Genomic DNA, 16,456 nt, shown 5'->3' with positions numbered 1-16,456 from the left:
GGCCCGGCGCCCCAAGGTGGCGGGCCTTCGCCGTCCGTCGCCGCGTCCGCGTTCCGAGCCGCAGGACATGGATCCGCAGGACACCGAGGAGGCCTACGGCGCGTCTGCCGAGGACGCCTACGGATCCGCGGGCACGGCGTTCGAGCCTGCCGCGGCGGCGCCGGAGCCGGCCTTCGAGGACCAGTACGCCACGGAGAGCGGGCGGCTCAGCCCACGCCGCAAGAGCCGTGACGCGGGCACGCTCAAGCCGTTCGACTACTCCGAGGCCGAGTCCGCCGTGGCCTACGCGGACACGGCCGAGCACGGCGAGGAGCGGCCCCGCAAGCGCCGCAACCCGTTCCTGCTCGCCGGCGTCCTGTTCGGCGTCGCGCTCGTGCTGGCCGGTCTCGCCGTCTGGTTCAAGATCGAGGACAACAAGCTCTCGGCGGCCACGTCCAACACCGCGCTGCTGGACGTCGCGCGCACCTCGCAGGTCAATCAGGCCGCGACGAGCGCGGTCGAGACGCTGTTCTCCTACGACTTCAACGACATCGCCAAGACCCAGAACGCCGCCAAGGACCTGTTGAACAACGATGCGGTCAAGGCGAAGTACGACAGCCTGATGGGCGAGGTCCAGCGGCTGGCCCCGCAGCAGAAGATGGTGGTCACGGTCAAGGTCAGCCGCAGCGCGGTGATCATGCTCGACGGCGACCGCGCACGGGTGCTGCTCTTCGTCGACCAGACCTCGACCCGTACCGACCAGAACCAGACCTCCAGCGGCAGCGCACAGCTGTACGTGAACATGCAGGAGGTCGACGGCAAGTGGAAGCTGACCGACCTCGGCACGTATGACGACCAGGTCGCCAAGCCGAGCCAGGCCCCGGCGCCCGCCTCGTCGGCACCGCCCGCGGGGGCGTCCACGAAGCCCAGCCGCTGACCGCTGACACCACACCCGGGGCCGTCTCCGCAAGGGGGCGGCCCCGGTGTTCTTTCGCGCCGGAAACGTCGTCGGCCGCGCTGTGGAAAGCGGCACCCGGCAAAGATCAGCCACCCTCGGCAGCGTGCCGGCCGTGATCCGCGAACGCGATGAACCCGCAGGTAGGAGTGGGTGGCGGCGGCTGAGTACGCACCGCGACCGGGTTGCGCCAACCGGCGGTTCGATGGCGTGGCATCTTGACTGGAAGCCGCCTTGCGGTCACGCTTACTGGCGACGGCAACGCCCTGCGGGAGGGCGAGCCTGGAGGCATACCTGAAGACGCAGTGATCGAGGTCTGGGCCCCGTCTGGAGTGCCCCTCGACAAGACGCGTCGTTCGGGCTAGACTGCTTCTTTGCGCTGCCCTCTTTCAGGCTGCCCGGGCACGGCAGTTAGGATAGTGGGCACCACGGCACCCTTGACAGTCGCATTAGTAGTTGCTAACGCGGCTGCTCACCGCTCATTGTCCCCGGAAGGACGCATCTTGGCAGTCTCTCCCGCGAACCAGGCCACTGCTGCGACCACCTCTGCTGTATCTGCCTCGAACAACACGGGAATCCCCGGAGCCCCCAAACGGGTCTCCTTCGCGAAGATCCGCGAACCGCTGACCACGCCGAATCTGCTGGACGTGCAGATCAGGTCCTTCGAATGGTTCACCGGCGACGAGAAGTGGTTCGAGCGCCGCGTCGAAGAAGGCGAAGAGAACCCCACCGGCGGCCTGGAAGAGGTCCTCAACGAGATCTCCCCGATCGAGGACTTCGCAGGCAAAATGTCCCTGTCCTTCTCCGACCCTCGCTTCGACGAGGTCAAGTACTCCGTCGAGGAGTGCAAGGACAAGGACATGACCTACGCGGCGCCCCTGTTCGTCACCGCGGAGTTCATCAACAACGAGACCGGCGAGATCAAGAGCCAGACGGTCTTCATGGGTGACTTCCCGGTGATGACCGACAAGGGCACCTTCATCATCAACGGCACCGAGCGTGTCGTGGTGTCCCAGCTGGTCCGCTCGCCCGGTGTCTACTTCGACCAGGCGATCGACAAGACCACCGACAAGGACGTCTTCAGCGTCAAGATCATCCCGAGCCGGGGCGCCTGGCTCGAGTTCGACGTCGACAAGCGCGACACCGTCGGCGTGCGCATCGACCGCAAGCGCCGCCAGCCGGTCACCGTGCTGCTGAAGGCCCTTGGCTGGACCACCGAGCAGATCCGCGAGCGCTTCTCCTTCTCCGAGACGCTGCTCGCGACGCTCGAGAAGGACCACACCGCGGGCACCGACGAGGCCCTGCTGGACATCTACCGCAAGCTGCGTCCCGGCGAGCCGCCCACGAAGGAGAGCGCGCAGACCCTCCTGGAGAACCTGTTCTTCAAGGACAAGCGCTACGACCTGGCCAAGGTCGGCCGCTACAAGGTCAACAAGAAGCTGGGCCTGGAGCTGCCGTACGAGACCGGCACGCTCACCGAAGAGGACATCGTCACCACCATCGAGTACCTCGTCCGGCTGCACGCCGGCGAGGAGAAGATGGAGATGAACGGCCAGACGGTGCCGGTCGAGGTCGACGACATCGACCACTTCGGTAACCGCCGCCTGCGCACCGTCGGCGAGCTGATCCAGAACCAGATCCGGGTCGGCCTCTCCCGCATGGAGCGCGTGGTCAAGGAGCGGATGACCACCCAGGACGTCGAGGCGATCACGCCGCAGACGCTGATCAACATCCGTCCCGTCGTGGCCGCGATCAAGGAGTTCTTCGGGACTTCGCAGCTGTCGCAGTTCATGGACCAGAACAACCCGCTGTCGGGCCTGACCCACAAGCGCCGCCTCTCGGCGCTGGGCCCCGGTGGTCTGTCCCGTGAGCGCGCCGGCATGGAGGTCCGCGACGTCCACCCGTCGCACTACGGCCGGATGTGCCCGATCGAGACGCCGGAAGGCCCGAACATCGGCCTCATCGGCTCACTGTGCTCCTACGCGCGGGTCAACCCGTTCGGCTTCATCGAGACGCCGTACCGCAAGGTCGTCGAGGGCCGGGTCACCGACCAGATCGACTACCTGACCGCGGACGAGGAAGACCGCTACGTCAAGGCGCAGGCCAACGCCCCGCTGACCGACGACCAGCACTTCGCCGAGGACCGGGTGCTGGTCCGCCGGAAGGGCGGCGAGGTCGAGCTGATCGACCCGATGGACGTGGACTACATGGACGTGTCGCCGCGCCAGATGGTGTCGGTCGCCACGGCGATGATCCCGTTCCTCGAGCACGACGACGCCAACCGTGCGCTGATGGGTGCCAACATGCAGCGCCAGGCGGTGCCGCTGCTGCGCAACTCCTCGCCGCTGGTCGGCACCGGCATGGAGCTGCGGGCCGCGATCGACGCCGGTGACGTGCTCGTCGCCGAGCAGGCCGGTGTGGTCGAGGAGCTCTCGGCCGACCTGGTCACGATCATGCACGACGACGGCACGCGGAAGAGCTACGGACTGTACAAGTTCCGCCGCACCAACCACGGCACCTGCTTCAACCACCGCCCGATCGTCAACGAGGGTGACCGGGTCGAGGCGGGCCAGGTGATCGCGGACGGGCCGTCCACCGAGAACGGCGAGATGGCGCTGGGCAAGAACCTGCTCGTCGCGGTCATGCCGTGGGAAGGCCACAACTACGAGGACGCGATCATCCTCTCCGAGCGGCTCGTGCAGGACGACGTGCTCACCTCGATCCACATCGAGGAGCACGAGATCGACGCGCGGGACACCAAGCTCGGTGCCGAGGAGATCACCCGGGACATCCCGAACGTCTCCGAAGAGGTGCTGGCCGACCTGGACGAGCGCGGCATCATCCGGATCGGTGCCGAGGTCCGCGACGGCGACATCCTGGTCGGCAAGGTCACGCCGAAGGGCGAGACCGAGCTGACCCCGGAGGAGCGCCTGCTCCGCGCGATCTTCGGTGAGAAGGCCCGCGAAGTCCGCGACACCTCGCTGAAGGTGCCGCACGGCGAGACCGGCAAGGTCATCGGCATCCGGGTGTTCTCCCGCGAGGACGACGACGAGCTGCCCCCGGGCGTCAACGAGCTGGTCCGCGTCTACGTGGCCCAGAAGAGGAAGATCCAGCCGGGCGACAAGCTCGCCGGCCGGCACGGCAACAAGGGCGTCATCGGCAAGATCCTGCCCGCCGAGGACATGCCGTTCATGGAGGACGGCACCCCGGTCGACATCGTGCTGAACACCCACGGTGTGCCGCGACGGATGAACATCGGCCAGATCCTCGAACTGCACCTGGGCTGGCTGGCCTCGCAGGGCTGGAAGGTCGAGGGCAACCCGGACTGGGCGAAGAGCCTGCCCACCGAGCTCTACGACGTCGACTCCGGCACGAACACCGCGACCCCGGTGTTCGACGGTGCCAAGGAGGAGGAGCTCACCGGCCTGCTGGCCTCGACCAAGCCGAACCGCGACGGCGAGCGTCTCGTGCAGCCCGACGGCAAGGCGGTGCTGCTGGACGGCCGTTCCGGCGAGCCGTTCCCGTACCCGGTGGCGGTCGGCTACATGTACATCCTCAAGCTGCACCACCTGGTGGACGACAAGATTCACGCCCGCTCCACCGGCCCGTACTCGATGATCACCCAGCAGCCGCTCGGTGGTAAGGCGCAGTTCGGTGGCCAGCGCTTCGGTGAGATGGAGTGCTGGGCGATGCAGGCCTACGGCGCGGCGTACACGCTGCAGGAGCTGCTGACGATCAAGTCGGACGACGTGGTTGGCCGTGTGAAGGTGTACGAGGCCATCGTCAAGGGCGAGAACATCCCCGACCCGGGCATCCCGGAGTCGTTCAAGGTTCTGCTCAAGGAGTTGCAGTCGCTCTGCCTCAACGTGGAGGTCCTCTCCTCCGACGGTGCGGCGATCGAGATGCGCGACTCCGACGACGAGGACCTCGAGCGCGCCGCCGCCAACCTCGGCATCAACCTGTCCCGCAACGAGTCGCCCTCCGTGGATGACATCGCGCAGTAACTATCCGCCTCTATCGAAACGCCGGCCCTGCCGTCACGGTACCTAAGGGGACCGTGACGGCGGGCGACCAAAGGAAACGATGTTTCGTAACCGTTCTTTCGCAACGCAAGTACGTCAAAATGCCGGGGAGGCGGACTAGTCGTGCTGGACGTCAATTTCTTCGATGAGCTCCGGATCGGCCTGGCCACCGCCGACGACATCCGTCAGTGGTCCTTCGGCGAGGTGAAGAAGCCGGAGACCATCAACTACCGCACGCTCAAGCCCGAGAAGGACGGCCTCTTCTGCGAGAAGATCTTCGGCCCGACCCGGGACTGGGAGTGCTACTGCGGCAAGTACAAGCGGGTCCGCTTCAAGGGCATCATCTGCGAGCGCTGTGGCGTCGAGGTGACCCGTGCCAAGGTGCGCCGTGAGCGGATGGGCCACATCGAGCTGGCCGCCCCGGTCACCCACATCTGGTACTTCAAGGGCGTGCCCTCGCGGCTGGGTTACCTGCTCGACCTGGCCCCGAAGGACCTCGAGAAGATCATCTACTTCGCGGCCTACGTGATCACCGGGGTGAACACCGAGCTGCGGCACAACGACCAGCCGACGCTGGAGAACGAGATCGGCGTCGAGCGCAAGAACATCGAGACCAAGCGCGACGCCGACATCGAGGCCCGAGCGCAGAAGCTCGAGGCCGACCTGGCCCAGCTGGAGGCCGAGGGCGCCAAGTCCGACGCCCGCCGCAAGGTCAAGGAGGGCGGCGAGCGCGAGATGCGCCAGCTCCGCGACCGTGCCCAGCGTGAGCTGGACCGGCTCGAGGAGATCTGGACCACCTTCACCAAGCTCGAGCCGCGTCAGCTGATCGCGGACGAGACGCTCTACCGCGAGCTGTACGACCGCTACGGCGAGTACTTCACCGGCGGCATGGGCGCGGAGGCCATCCAGAAGCTGGCCACCGAGTTCGACGTCGCCGCCGAGGCCGACAACCTGCGCGACACCATCCGCAACGGCAAGGGGCAGAAGAAGCTCCGCGCGCTCAAGCGACTGAAGGTCGTCGCGGCGTTCCAGGCCACCGGCAACGACCCGCGCGGCATGGTGCTCGACGCCGTCCCGGTCATCCCGCCGGACCTGCGCCCGATGGTGCAGCTCGACGGTGGCCGCTTCGCCACCTCCGACCTCAACGACCTGTACCGCCGGGTCATCAACCGGAACAACCGCCTCAAGCGACTGATCGACCTCGGCGCGCCCGAGATCATCGTCAACAACGAGAAGCGGATGCTGCAGGAGGCCGTCGACGCGCTGTTCGACAACGGCCGCCGCGGCCGGCCGGTCACCGGCCCCGGTAACCGCCCGCTGAAGTCGCTGTCCGACCTGCTCAAGGGCAAGCAGGGCCGGTTCCGCCAGAACCTGCTCGGCAAGCGTGTCGACTACTCGGGCCGTTCGGTCATCATCGTCGGCCCGCAGCTGAAGCTGCACCAGTGCGGTCTGCCCAAGGACATGGCGCTGGAGCTGTTCAAGCCGTTCGTGATGAAGCGGCTGGTCGACCTCAACCACGCGCAGAACATCAAGTCCGCCAAGCGGATGGTGGAGCGGGCCCGCCCGCAGGTGTGGGACGTGCTGGAAGAGGTCATCACCGGTCACCCCGTGCTGCTGAACCGCGCGCCGACGCTGCACCGCCTCGGTATCCAGGCCTTCGAGCCGCAGCTGGTGGAAGGCAAGGCCATCCAGCTGCACCCGCTGGTCTGCGAGGCGTTCAACGCGGACTTCGACGGTGACCAGATGGCGGTGCACCTGCCGCTGTCGGCCGAGGCGCAGGCCGAGGCCCGGATCCTGATGCTGTCGGCGAACAACATCCTCTCGCCGGCCTCGGGTCGTCCGCTGGCGATGCCGCGTCTGGACATGGTCACGGGCCTGTTCCACCTGACCCGCGTGGTCGAGGACGCGGTCGGCCACGGGCAGGCGTACTCCTCGCCTGCCGAGGCGATCATGGCCTTCGACCGCAAGGCGCTGAGCCTGCACGCCCCGATCAAGATCCGCATCAACGACCGTCAGCCGAACCGGGCCGACGCGGCGAAGCTGGCCGAGAACGGCTGGGAGCCGGGTCAGCCGTGGCTGGGCGAGACCACGCTGGGCCGGGTCATGTTCAACGACCTGCTCCCCGCGGACTACCCGTTCGTGAACGAGCCGATGCCGAAGAAGCGGCAGGCCGCGATCGTGAACGACCTCGCCGAGCGGTACTCGATGACGCAGGTCGCGCAGGTGCTGGACCGGCTCAAGGACGCCGGTTTCTACTGGGCGACCCGTTCCGGGGTGACCGTGTCGATCTCCGACGTGGTCGTGCCGCCGGAGAAGAAGGAGATCCTCGACCGCTACGAGGCCAAGGCCGACCAGGTCGAGAAGCGCTACCAGCGCGGTCAGCTCTCGCACGCCGAGCGCAACAACGAGCTGGTCAAGGTGTGGAGCCAGGCGACGGACGACGTCGCCAAGGTCATGGAGGACCACTTCCCCGACGACAACCCGATCTCGATGATCGTGAAGTCCGGGGCGGCGGGCAACATGACCCAGGTGCGGTCGCTGGCCGGTATGCGTGGTCTGGTGTCGAACCCGAAGGGTGAGTACATCCCGCGCCCGATCAAGGCGAACTTCCGCGAGGGCCTGTCGGTGGCCGAGTACTTCATCGCCACCCACGGTGCCCGGAAGGGGCTGGCCGACACCGCGCTGCGTACCGCCGACTCGGGTTACCTGACCCGTCGTCTGGTGGACGTCTCCCAGGACGTCATCGTCCGCGAGACCGACTGTGGCACCAGCCGCGGCATCAACATGGTCATCGGTGAGGACCTCGGTGACGGCCGGGTCGTGCGCACGCAGCACGTCGAGACCGCCGCCTACGCCCGCACCCTGGCCTCCGAGGTCACCGACAGCGAGGGCAACGTGCTGCTCAACGCCGGCGACGACCTCGGCGACCCGGCCATCGAGAAGCTGATCACCAGCGGCATCACCAAGGTCAAGGTCCGCAGCGTCCTGACCTGTGAGTCCGCGGTCGGTGTCTGCGCGATGTGCTACGGCCGCTCGATGGCGACCGGCAAGCTGGTGGACGTCGGCGAGGCCGTCGGCATCGTCGCCGCCCAGTCCATCGGTGAGCCCGGCACGCAGCTGACGATGCGTACCTTCCACCAGGGTGGTGTCGCCGGTGACGACATCACCACGGGTCTGCCGCGTGTCACGGAGCTGTTCGAGGCCCGTGTCCCGAAGGGCAAGGCGCCGATCGCCGACGTCGATGGCCGCGTGCGCATCGAGGAGAGCGAGCGGTTCTGGAAGATCACGCTCACCCCGGACGACGGTGGCGAGGAGATCGTCTTCGACAAGCTGTCGAAGCGTCAGCGCCTGGCCAACACGCCGACCGGGCCGCTGCAGGACGGCGACCACGTGTCCGTCGGCCAGCTGCTGCTCGAGGGCACGCCGGACCCGCACGAGGTGCTGCGTGTCATGGGCCCGCGCGAGGCGCAGATGCACCTGGTGGACGAGGTCCAGAAGGTGTACCGGGCGCAGGGTGTGTCGATCCACGACAAGCACATCGAGGTCATCGTCCGGCAGATGCTGCGCCGGGTCACGATCATCGACTCCGGTTCGACCGACTTCCTGCCTGGTGAGCTCCCCGAGCGCACCAAGTTCGAGGCGACGAACCGCGCGTCGGTGGCCGAGGGCGGCGAGCCGGCTTCGGGTCGCCCGGTGCTGATGGGTATCACGAAGGCCTCGCTGACCACGGACTCGTGGCTGTCGGCGGCGTCGTTCCAGGAGACCACGCGTGTCCTGACCGACGCGGCGATCAACGGCCGCAGCGACAAGCTCGTGGGCCTCAAGGAGAACGTGATCATCGGTAAGCTGATCCCGGCCGGTACGGGCATCAACCGGTACCGCAACATCCAGGTCCAGCCGACCGAGGAGGCGCGGGTGGCGGCGTACGCGATCCCGTCCTACGACGACGGCTACTACACGCCGGATGTGTTCGGTACGGGCACCGGTGCCGCCGTCCCGCTGGACGACTACGACTTCGGTCGCGACTTCCGCTGATCCGGTAGTCCCACGAAGCCCCCGGCTCCTTTCTCGGAGCCGGGGGCTTCGTCGTCTTGACACCTGCCCAAAGTTGGCGCCGGATCGACGGTAGGTAGCGTGTCGAGCGGTTCACACGATGCGGAACGAGGAGGGCGCTGTGAACGCCGAAGAGAACACCAACGAGCAGGAAGCTCAGTCGTCGGGCCGGCACGCGGCACCCGAGGGGGCGCCCCGGCACCCGGCGATCGACCTCTCACGAGACCCCAACCCCGGAAAGCCGGATCACGCGAAGCCGGACGACGAATAGTTCGCATGGGCCCTGGACCGCTTGGTTCAGGGCCCTGCTGTTTCCTCTTGCTCGGCCGTCTTCTCGCGCACGGCCCAAGCCATCAGCACCCCTCCGGCGGCGATGCCGAAGCCGCCCAGCCCGGCCAGCCACCACGCCGCAGCGTCGTCCTCGATCATCATCGAGGGCCACAGACGCGAGATCGTGACCGGGATGGTGGCGCCCTCCTTCGGTAGCTGGTGCCACGACAACCAGACGGAATCCTGGACGTGCTCGCCGCGGCCGTCGAGCACGTAGTCGCCGCTGACGTCGTCGAGGAAGGCGCGTTTGCCTGGCCGCACATTGCGGTCGACGACCTTGGTGACGTGCAGCTCGACCGGTTGCGCGAGGCCCGTCAGGTGCATCAGCCCATCCGCGGCCACCTTCGTGCCCGGGACCAGGCAGACGAGGGCGAACGCGCCGATAAGCACGGCGGGCCAGATCGGAGCCGCGCCACGGCGCTGCCGCATCCGCCCCAGCAGCTGGCCGACGTAGATCACCACGAACGGCACGAACATGAACAGGAAGACGAACATGAACACGCCGCCGATCACGCCACCGGAGAGCGAGGCAGGCAGCAGCCACGACGTGGTGACGACGGTGGTGACCACCCCGGCGGCGATGCGCAGCCCAACCCCGGTGCGCCGGCGCGGGCGCGTTTCTCCGTGCGAGAGCTGGATTCCGGCGGTCTGGAGCACCGCGGCCAGCACGTAGCCGACGACCGCGACGAGGAAGTGGTCGAGCACGCTCATCGCGGATCCTGCGTGAGGCGATCCAGCGACCGGAACAGCCGCCCACGGGTCAGGTGCCCGAACCAGCTGATCGACCGCATCCCGTGGTCCTCCTGCAGCACGTGCTTGGAGTCGTGCAGCCTCCGGTTCCGTGCCCACTCCACGAAATCGGGGTAGAACGCCATCGGATCGCCGTTGACCACCGCACCCCGGCGCCCGGCGTTGAAGTTCGCGAAAGGACGGTCGGAGGTCGCCACGGTCAGCACCGTGTAGTACCGGTGGTACTTCCGAGGCGTGTGCCCCGGAATGCGCCTGCGCCAATGCGTGATCGACACTTCGACGCCGTGCACGGGACGGCCGTTGTAGGTCCCGACGAACTCGCACACCATGCCGGGCAGGGGAGTGTCCCAGCCCTGGCTGCCGTCGCCCGGCAGATCGTCGTAGCTCTCGGACGGCACCAGCGAACCACGCGCACGCCAGCCGCGCCGCCGCCCGATCGAAGGCAGCAGGAAAAGCCGGAACAGCACCGGGTACAGCCCGGCCCAGCACAACCACCCCAGCACCGCGACCACCACGACAAAGCTGGTGATCCCGCTGGCATCCCAGTTCATCTGCTAGAAGTCCAGCTTCTCTTTGGTGTCCTCGGTCGTTCCGTCCTCGCCGGTGTCGCCGGCCTCGACGATCTTGCTCACCTTGTCGAAGTACTCCGGCACCTTGGTCATCTTGACCTGGTCGTCGAAGGTGTCCTTGACGTTGCCCTTGAGCGACTCGCCGAGGCCGTCGCTGACCCGCTTGCCGATCAGGCCGTCCTCCGAGCCGTACATCCGCATGCGCTTGGTCGCTGTGCCCGCGTCGATCTCGAGATCTGCCAGGCCCGACTGCATCTTCTTGGTGTCCATGACCCGGCTGACGTTGGTGCGCAGGTCCTTCATGAAGTTCTTCATCTTCGCCAGCACCTCGCGGATCTTGTCCAGCAGCTTCTGCAGCTTGCTGACCGTGCGAGTCGCCCGCGAACCGGTCTGCGCGGCGCGGACGCCCGTCGCCGTGCCCGCCGCGGCGGTCGAGGCCCCGCAACTGGGAACCGCGGCCGCCAGCGCCGGGATCCAGATCATGATCAGCCAGGTGATCAACTCGGTGAGCAGTCCCTTGATGAACTCCTCGATGACCGTCATGACCATGCTGGAGATCTGCAGCAACTGCGAGATGTCGCCCGCTTTCCCGGCGACCTGGCCGATGCCTCCCGCGAACTGGCCGAGCTTGTCCGCGGCGGTCTCGGCGGCCTGGCCCTCCCACTTGGCCAGCGCGTCCTGGGCGTGCTGACCGAACTGCTCGCCGAAATCGGAGATGCCCTGGCCGATCGCGCTGAAGTTGTCCGCGGCGGTGCCCAGTGCCTCCCCGTCGCCGCTGACGAACTGGATGGCGTCCTGCAACGGCTGACAGATCGCGAGCAGGAAGTCCAGGCCCTTGCCGACCAGCCAGCCGATCGGGTCGCTGGCGATGTCGGTGACATCCATGCAGTCCTGCACCAGGCTGCCGCCCTCGGCCGCGACGCTGCGGATGTCGTCGAAGCCGACGCTGCCGTCGGACAGCGCTTTCTGGCCCGCGTCGAACACCTTCTTGGCGTCGCCGGCGAACGGGATGGCTTCTACGACCTTCTCGCCGTAGCTCTTCTCACCCTCGATTTCGATGGATCCCAACGGGTCCGACACGTCTGCCCCCTCAGGCGTTCAGATCGCGGACGACGACGTCGTCGAGTTGCTTGACGATGTCGGCGAGCTTCTGCTTGTGCTCGTCGTCCTTGTCCTTGTAGGCCTTCGCCGCGCCGCCGATCTTCTCCGAAGCCGAGCCGAGGCCGTTTTCCATCTCCTTCAGCAGCTCCTTGAGGTCATTGAGCATGTCCGTGTACTTCTGCTTCACGAACAGCCCGACGATGCCCCACGACTTGTCGCCGACGTCGGCCTCGGCGACCTTGCCGGTGACCTGGGAGACCGATTCCTTGTTGGCCTTCAGGTCGTCGGAGTACTTCGTCAGCGCCGGGATGTCGACCGCGTAGCCGTCCTTGGCGCCCATCACTGGTCCTCGTCGTTGTAGAGGTTGAGGTAGTTGCCCTCGTCGCGGCGTTGCTGCTGCGGGCGTGGCGGGGGAGCGGTCGGCCGCTGGTCACCGCGCAGGAAGTTCTCCTGCGAGAAGTCGTCCGGCTCCTCCTGCGTGGGGCGCCGCGGCGGGGCGGGCCTGCGAACCGGGCCGGACGAGGGAGCCGGAGGCATCGGGGGCCGAGGACCGCCGGCGGGTGGCATCGGCGGGTGCGGGCCGGGGCCCGCCGGAGGCGGCGCCATCGGCGGCGGAGCCGATGGCGGCTGGTCGTCCTGCTGCTCCATGGTTGCGCGCAGCTCCTCGGGCGTGGTGCCGAACAGCTGTGCCTGCGTCTCCAGCACCTGGTCGGTGAGGTGCATGTCGTCGCCGACCGCGTTCTCCACGATCCCCGCCTGCCGGCGTGCGGCCTCGGCGACGGCCTGCCGCACGGTGTTCATCAGTGCCGAGGACAGCGCCTGCGGGGACTGCCGCATGGCGAGGTCGGTGAGCCGGATGTCCTTGATGGCTCCGGACGGGCCCGCGACGACGGTCACGGAACGGTCGGGGGAGACGGCCACGGCCTCCATCTCCGCCAGTTCCTGCTGCATCTGGCCAATGTTGGCGAACTGTTCATCGACCCGCTTGAGCCTGGACTGGAACTGCTCGAACTGAGCGACGAGCTGATCGAACTCGGCCGACACGTCTGGACCTCCCCGAGATGTGGAACTGTTGGCGACACGCCCGGCGCCGCAGGCGCTCGTCAATGATGACCGAAAGATCGACGCTGATGGGCGGTTCGGCCGAAATGACCATAGAGGTCACCCGAGCGGGCAACGACGTGGGGAATCAGAACGGAGGGCGGTGCGTTGTAGCTGATGCGGGTGAACGCCGTCCATGATCATCGACCGCCTCCACTTCCTTGGTGGATCGGCTAAGGTGGGACGACGAGCATCCGTGCCCGCGCACGCACCCCGAAGCCACCCCCGCTGTGACCGGTTCCGGAGTGGGCGGGTATCTTTGACGACTGTGCCCGGCACATGCTGGGCCGCTCTGCGCGCCGTCAGGCCTCGTCAGGGTGTTTCGACACTCCGGCTAGCCGCCCCGGCGAGGCGGAGCTCCGCGGAAAATCCGAGGGAACGTTACCGGCCGAGAGGCCTAGACGCGGGCCGACACGCCCGACCTCGGGGGCCGGGGACAGAAGAGACGAACAAGCAAGACGCGACAGAAAGCTGGTCCATTGCCCACGATCCAGCAGCTGGTCCGCAAGGGCCGCCAGGACAAGGCTGCCAAGCAGAAGACCGCGGCGCTCAAGGGGAGCCCGCAGCGCCGTGGCGTGTGCACCCGCGTGTACACCACCACTCCCAAGAAGCCGAACTCGGCGCTGCGCAAGGTCGCGCGTGTGAAGCTGACCAGCGGCATCGAGGTCACCGCCTACATTCCGGGCGAGGGCCACAACCTGCAGGAGCACTCGATGGTGCTCGTGCGTGGTGGTCGTGTTAAGGACCTGCCCGGCGTTCGCTACAAGATCATCCGCGGTTCGCTGGACACCCAGGGTGTGAAGAACCGCAAGCAGGCGCGCAGCCGGTACGGCGCGAAGAAGGAGAAGAGCTAATGCCCCGCAAGGGTCCGGCCCCGAAGCGGCCGCTGATCTCCGACCCGGTCTATGCCTCGCCGCTGGTCACCCAGCTGGTGAACAAGGTGCTCAAGGACGGCAAGCGCTCCCTGGCCGAGCGCATCGTCTACGGCGCGTTGGAAGGCGCCCGGGAGAAGACGGGCACCGACCCGGTCGTCACCCTCAAGCGTGCGCTGGACAACGTCAAGCCCACGATCGAGGTGAAGAGCCGCCGCGTCGGTGGTGCCACCTATCAGGTCCCGATCGAGGTCAAGCCCGGCCGCTCGACCACCCTTGCGCTCCGCTGGATCGTCAGCTTCGCGCAGCAGCGCCGCGAGAAGACCATGATCGAGCGTCTGCAGAACGAGCTGCTCGATGCGAGCAACGGCCTCGGGGCGAGCGTGAAGCGCCGCGAGGACACCCACAAGATGGCCGAATCGAACAAGGCGTTCGCCCACTACCGGTGGTGAACGTAGCCCGGCTGCCGAGACAAGCCAGGCCGGGCCCCACGCTTCTAGACAGGGGAACATTGCTGTGGCACGCGACGTGCTGACCGACCTGAACAAGGTCCGCAACATCGGCATCATGGCCCACATCGACGCCGGTAAAACCACGACGACCGAGCGGATCCTGTTCTACACCGGGATCAACTACAAGATCGGCGAGGTGCACGACGGCGCCGCGACGATGGACTGGATGGAGGAGGAGCAGAAGCGGGGTATCACCATCACCTCGGCTGCTACCACCACCTTCTGGGGCGACTACCAGATCAACCTGATCGACACGCCGGGTCACGTCGACTTCACCGTCGAGGTGGAGCGCAACCTGCGCGTGCTCGACGGTGCCGTCGCGGTGTTCGACGGCAAGGAGGGTGTCGAGCCCCAGTCCGAGCAGGTCTGGCGCCAGGCCGACAAGTACGAGGTCCCGCGCATCTGCTTCGTCAACAAGATGGACAAGCTGGGTGCGGACTTCTACTACACGGTGAAGACCATCTCCGAGCGTCTCGGTGTCCGCCCGCTGCCCATCCAGCTGCCGATCGGCGCCGAGAGCGACTTCGAGGGCGTCGTCGACCTGGTCCGGATGAAGGCTCTGGTCTGGCGCGGTGAGGTCAAGAAGGGCGAGGACTACGCGGTCGAGGACATCCCGGCCGAGCTCGCCGAGAAGGCCGCGGAGTACCGCGAGGCGCTCATCGAGGCCGTCGCCGAGACCGACGACACCCTGATGGAGAAGTTCCTCGAGGGCGAGGAGCTGACCCAGGACGAGATCAAGTCGGGTATCCGCAAGCTGGTCGTCACCCGCGAGGCGTTCCCGGTGCTGGCCGGCTCCGCGTTCAAGAACAAGGGCGTGCAGCCCATGCTCGACGCGGTGATCGACTACCTGCCCTCGCCGCTGGACGTTCCGCCGGTCGAGGGCCTCCTGCCCGATGGTGAGACTCCCGCTTCGCGCAAGGCCTCCACCGACGAGCCGTTCTCGGCACTGGCGTTCAAGATCGCCGCTCACCCGTTCTTCGGCAAGCTGACCTACATCCGGGTGTACTCGGGCAAGGTCGCTTCCGGCGCTCAGGTCATCAACTCCACCAAGGAGCGCAAGGAGCGCATCGGGAAGATCTTCCAGATGCACTCCAACAAGGAAAATCCGATGGACGACGCCCAGGCCGGGCACATCTACGCGGTGATCGGCCTGAAGGACACCACCACCGGTGACACCTTGTGCGACCCGCAGCACCCGATCGTGCTCGAGTCGATGACCTTCCCCGAGCCGGTCATCCGCGTGGCGATCGAGCCGAAGACGAAGGCCGACCAGGAGAAGCTGTCGACCGCGATCCAGAAGCTCGCCGAGGAGGACCCGACCTTCCAGGTCCAGCTCGACGAGGAGACCGGTCAGACGATCATCGCGGGCATGGGCGAGCTGCACCTCGAGGTGCTGGTGAACCGCATGAAGTCCGACTACAAGGTCGAGGCGAACATCGGTAAGCCGCAGGTCGCCTACCGCGAGACGATCCGCAAGACGGTCGAGAAGCACGAGTACACGCACAAGAAGCAGACCGGTGGCTCCGGTCAGTTCGCCAAGGTGATCATCCAGCTGGAGCCGCTCGCGACTACGGACGGTGCTCTCTACGAGTTCGACAACAAGGTCACCGGTGGCCGTATCCCCCGGGAGTACATCCCTTCGGTGGACGCGGGCGCTCAGGACGCCATGCAGTACGGCGTGCTGGCGGGCTACCCGCTCGTCGGTCTGAAGGTGACCCTGTTGGACGGTGCGTACCACGAGGTCGACTCTTCGGAAATGGCGTTCAAGGTCGCCGGTTCGATGGCGCTCAAGGAAGCCGCGAGGAAGGCGAGCCCGGTACTGCTGGAGCCGATGATGGCGGTCGAGGTGACCACGCCCGAGGACTACATGGGTGACGTCATCGGCGACCTCAACTCCCGCCGTGGCCAGATCCAGGCCATGGAGGAGCGGGCGGGCACCCGCGTCGTGAAGGCGCTGGTTCCGCTCTCGGAGATGTTCGGCTACGTCGGTGACCTGCGGTCTCGTACCCAGGGCCGGGCGAACTACTCCATGCAGTTCGACTCCTACGCCGAGGTTCCGGCGAACGTCGCGAAGGAGATCATCGCGAAGGCGACGGGGGAGTAATCCCTTAAGCACCCAACGCGGGCGCCGACAGGGGACTCCCCTAAGGTCCGCACAACGAACCAGATCAGTCGCTGTCCGACTTTGAGCCACGTCGGCCGGTGAGCAAGC

The 16,456-nt window shown here is 66.9% G+C and carries 12 protein-coding genes; 7 read left to right on the top strand and 5 right to left on the bottom strand.

Going from position 1 to position 16,456, the window contains the following annotated elements; genetic code table 11:
- Positions 1-67: 67 nt before the first annotated feature.
- The 4 genes from HFP15_RS26240 to HFP15_RS26225 all read left to right on the top strand — a co-directional run bounded on the left by HFP15_RS26240 (position 68) and on the right by HFP15_RS26225 (position 9,280).
- Positions 68-916: a hypothetical protein gene (locus tag HFP15_RS26240; protein WP_246272041.1), complete on the top strand. Its 849-nt coding sequence runs from the start codon at positions 68-70 to the stop codon at positions 914-916.
- Between the two features lie 521 nt (positions 917-1,437).
- Positions 1,438-4,938 carry a DNA-directed RNA polymerase subunit beta gene (gene rpoB, locus HFP15_RS26235; RefSeq protein ID WP_168519417.1) on the top strand — a complete coding sequence of 1,167 codons (3,501 nt, stop codon included), beginning with the start codon at positions 1,438-1,440 and terminating at the stop codon, positions 4,936-4,938.
- A gap of 141 nt (positions 4,939-5,079) precedes the next feature.
- Positions 5,080-8,991, top strand: a complete 3,912-nt coding sequence (locus HFP15_RS26230; protein ID WP_168519416.1) for a DNA-directed RNA polymerase subunit beta' — start codon at positions 5,080-5,082, stop codon at positions 8,989-8,991.
- A 139-nt stretch (positions 8,992-9,130) separates the two neighbouring features.
- Entirely contained in the window at positions 9,131-9,280 is a 150-nt protein-coding gene (locus tag HFP15_RS26225; RefSeq protein WP_168519358.1) for a hypothetical protein, read from the top strand.
- 26 nt (positions 9,281-9,306) lie between these two features.
- Here HFP15_RS26225 and HFP15_RS26220 read toward each other — a convergent pair whose 3' ends face one another.
- The 5 genes from HFP15_RS26220 to HFP15_RS26200 are packed head-to-tail and all read right to left on the bottom strand — an operon-like array spanning position 9,307 to position 12,803.
- The gene (locus tag HFP15_RS26220; RefSeq protein ID WP_168519415.1) at positions 9,307-10,050 is read right to left on the bottom strand and encodes a hypothetical protein; all 744 of its coding nucleotides are present in this window, start codon (positions 10,048-10,050) and stop codon (positions 9,307-9,309) included.
- Complete coding sequence (locus tag HFP15_RS26215; RefSeq protein ID WP_168519414.1) at positions 10,047-10,640, bottom strand: hypothetical protein; 594 nt, start codon at positions 10,638-10,640, stop codon at positions 10,047-10,049. Before HFP15_RS26215 ends, HFP15_RS26220 begins: the two co-directional genes overlap by 4 nt.
- Before the next feature lie 3 nt (positions 10,641-10,643).
- Positions 10,644-11,738, bottom strand: coding sequence for a WXG100 family type VII secretion target (locus tag HFP15_RS26210; RefSeq protein ID WP_168519413.1), 1,095 nt, complete (start codon positions 11,736-11,738; stop codon positions 10,644-10,646).
- A gap of 10 nt (positions 11,739-11,748) precedes the next feature.
- A complete protein-coding gene (locus HFP15_RS26205) occupies positions 11,749-12,099 on the bottom strand; it encodes a hypothetical protein (RefSeq protein ID WP_168519412.1) in 351 nt (116 codons plus the stop codon).
- Positions 12,099-12,803 (bottom strand): YbaB/EbfC family nucleoid-associated protein, encoded by a 705-nt coding sequence (locus tag HFP15_RS26200; protein ID WP_168519411.1) that lies wholly within the window; start codon positions 12,801-12,803, stop codon positions 12,099-12,101. Before HFP15_RS26200 ends, HFP15_RS26205 begins: the two co-directional genes overlap by 1 nt.
- A 536-nt stretch (positions 12,804-13,339) precedes the next feature.
- Here HFP15_RS26200 and rpsL point away from each other — a divergent pair.
- From rpsL to fusA, 3 genes are all read left to right on the top strand, one after another.
- A complete protein-coding gene (gene rpsL / locus HFP15_RS26195) occupies positions 13,340-13,714 on the top strand; it encodes a 30S ribosomal protein S12 (RefSeq protein WP_003102113.1) in 375 nt (124 codons plus the stop codon).
- A complete protein-coding gene (rpsG, locus tag HFP15_RS26190; RefSeq protein ID WP_168519410.1) occupies positions 13,714-14,184 on the top strand; it encodes a 30S ribosomal protein S7 in 471 nt (156 codons plus the stop codon). The genes rpsL and rpsG overlap by 1 nt, the downstream gene beginning before the upstream one ends.
- Positions 14,185-14,248: 64 nt before the next feature.
- A complete protein-coding gene (gene fusA / locus HFP15_RS26185; RefSeq protein ID WP_168519409.1) occupies positions 14,249-16,348 on the top strand; it encodes an elongation factor G in 2,100 nt (699 codons plus the stop codon).
- The last annotated feature ends 108 nt before the right edge of the window (positions 16,349-16,456 follow it).

Origin of the sequence: Amycolatopsis acididurans (assembly GCF_012328925.1) — a bacterium.
In the GTDB taxonomy this organism is placed as follows: domain Bacteria; phylum Actinomycetota; class Actinomycetes; order Mycobacteriales; family Pseudonocardiaceae; genus Amycolatopsis_E; species Amycolatopsis_E acididurans.
The sequence above is the reverse complement of the archived record's forward strand: the minus strand, read 5'-3'. Positions and strand labels throughout refer to the sequence as shown.

Excerpts from the sequence above, each read along its gene's own strand:
- HFP15_RS26240 (WP_246272041.1), top strand. The coding sequence starts at position 68 with ATGGATCCGCAGGACACCGAGGAGGCCTACGGCGCGTCTGCCGAGGAC.
- HFP15_RS26220 (WP_168519415.1), bottom strand. The coding sequence starts at position 10,050 with ATGAGCGTGCTCGACCACTTCCTCGTCGCGGTCGTCGGCTACGTGCTG.
- HFP15_RS26215 (WP_168519414.1), bottom strand. The coding sequence starts at position 10,640 with ATGAACTGGGATGCCAGCGGGATCACCAGCTTTGTCGTGGTGGTCGCG.
- HFP15_RS26205 (WP_168519412.1), bottom strand. The coding sequence starts at position 12,099 with ATGGGCGCCAAGGACGGCTACGCGGTCGACATCCCGGCGCTGACGAAG.
- rpsG (WP_168519410.1), top strand. The coding sequence starts at position 13,714 with ATGCCCCGCAAGGGTCCGGCCCCGAAGCGGCCGCTGATCTCCGACCCG.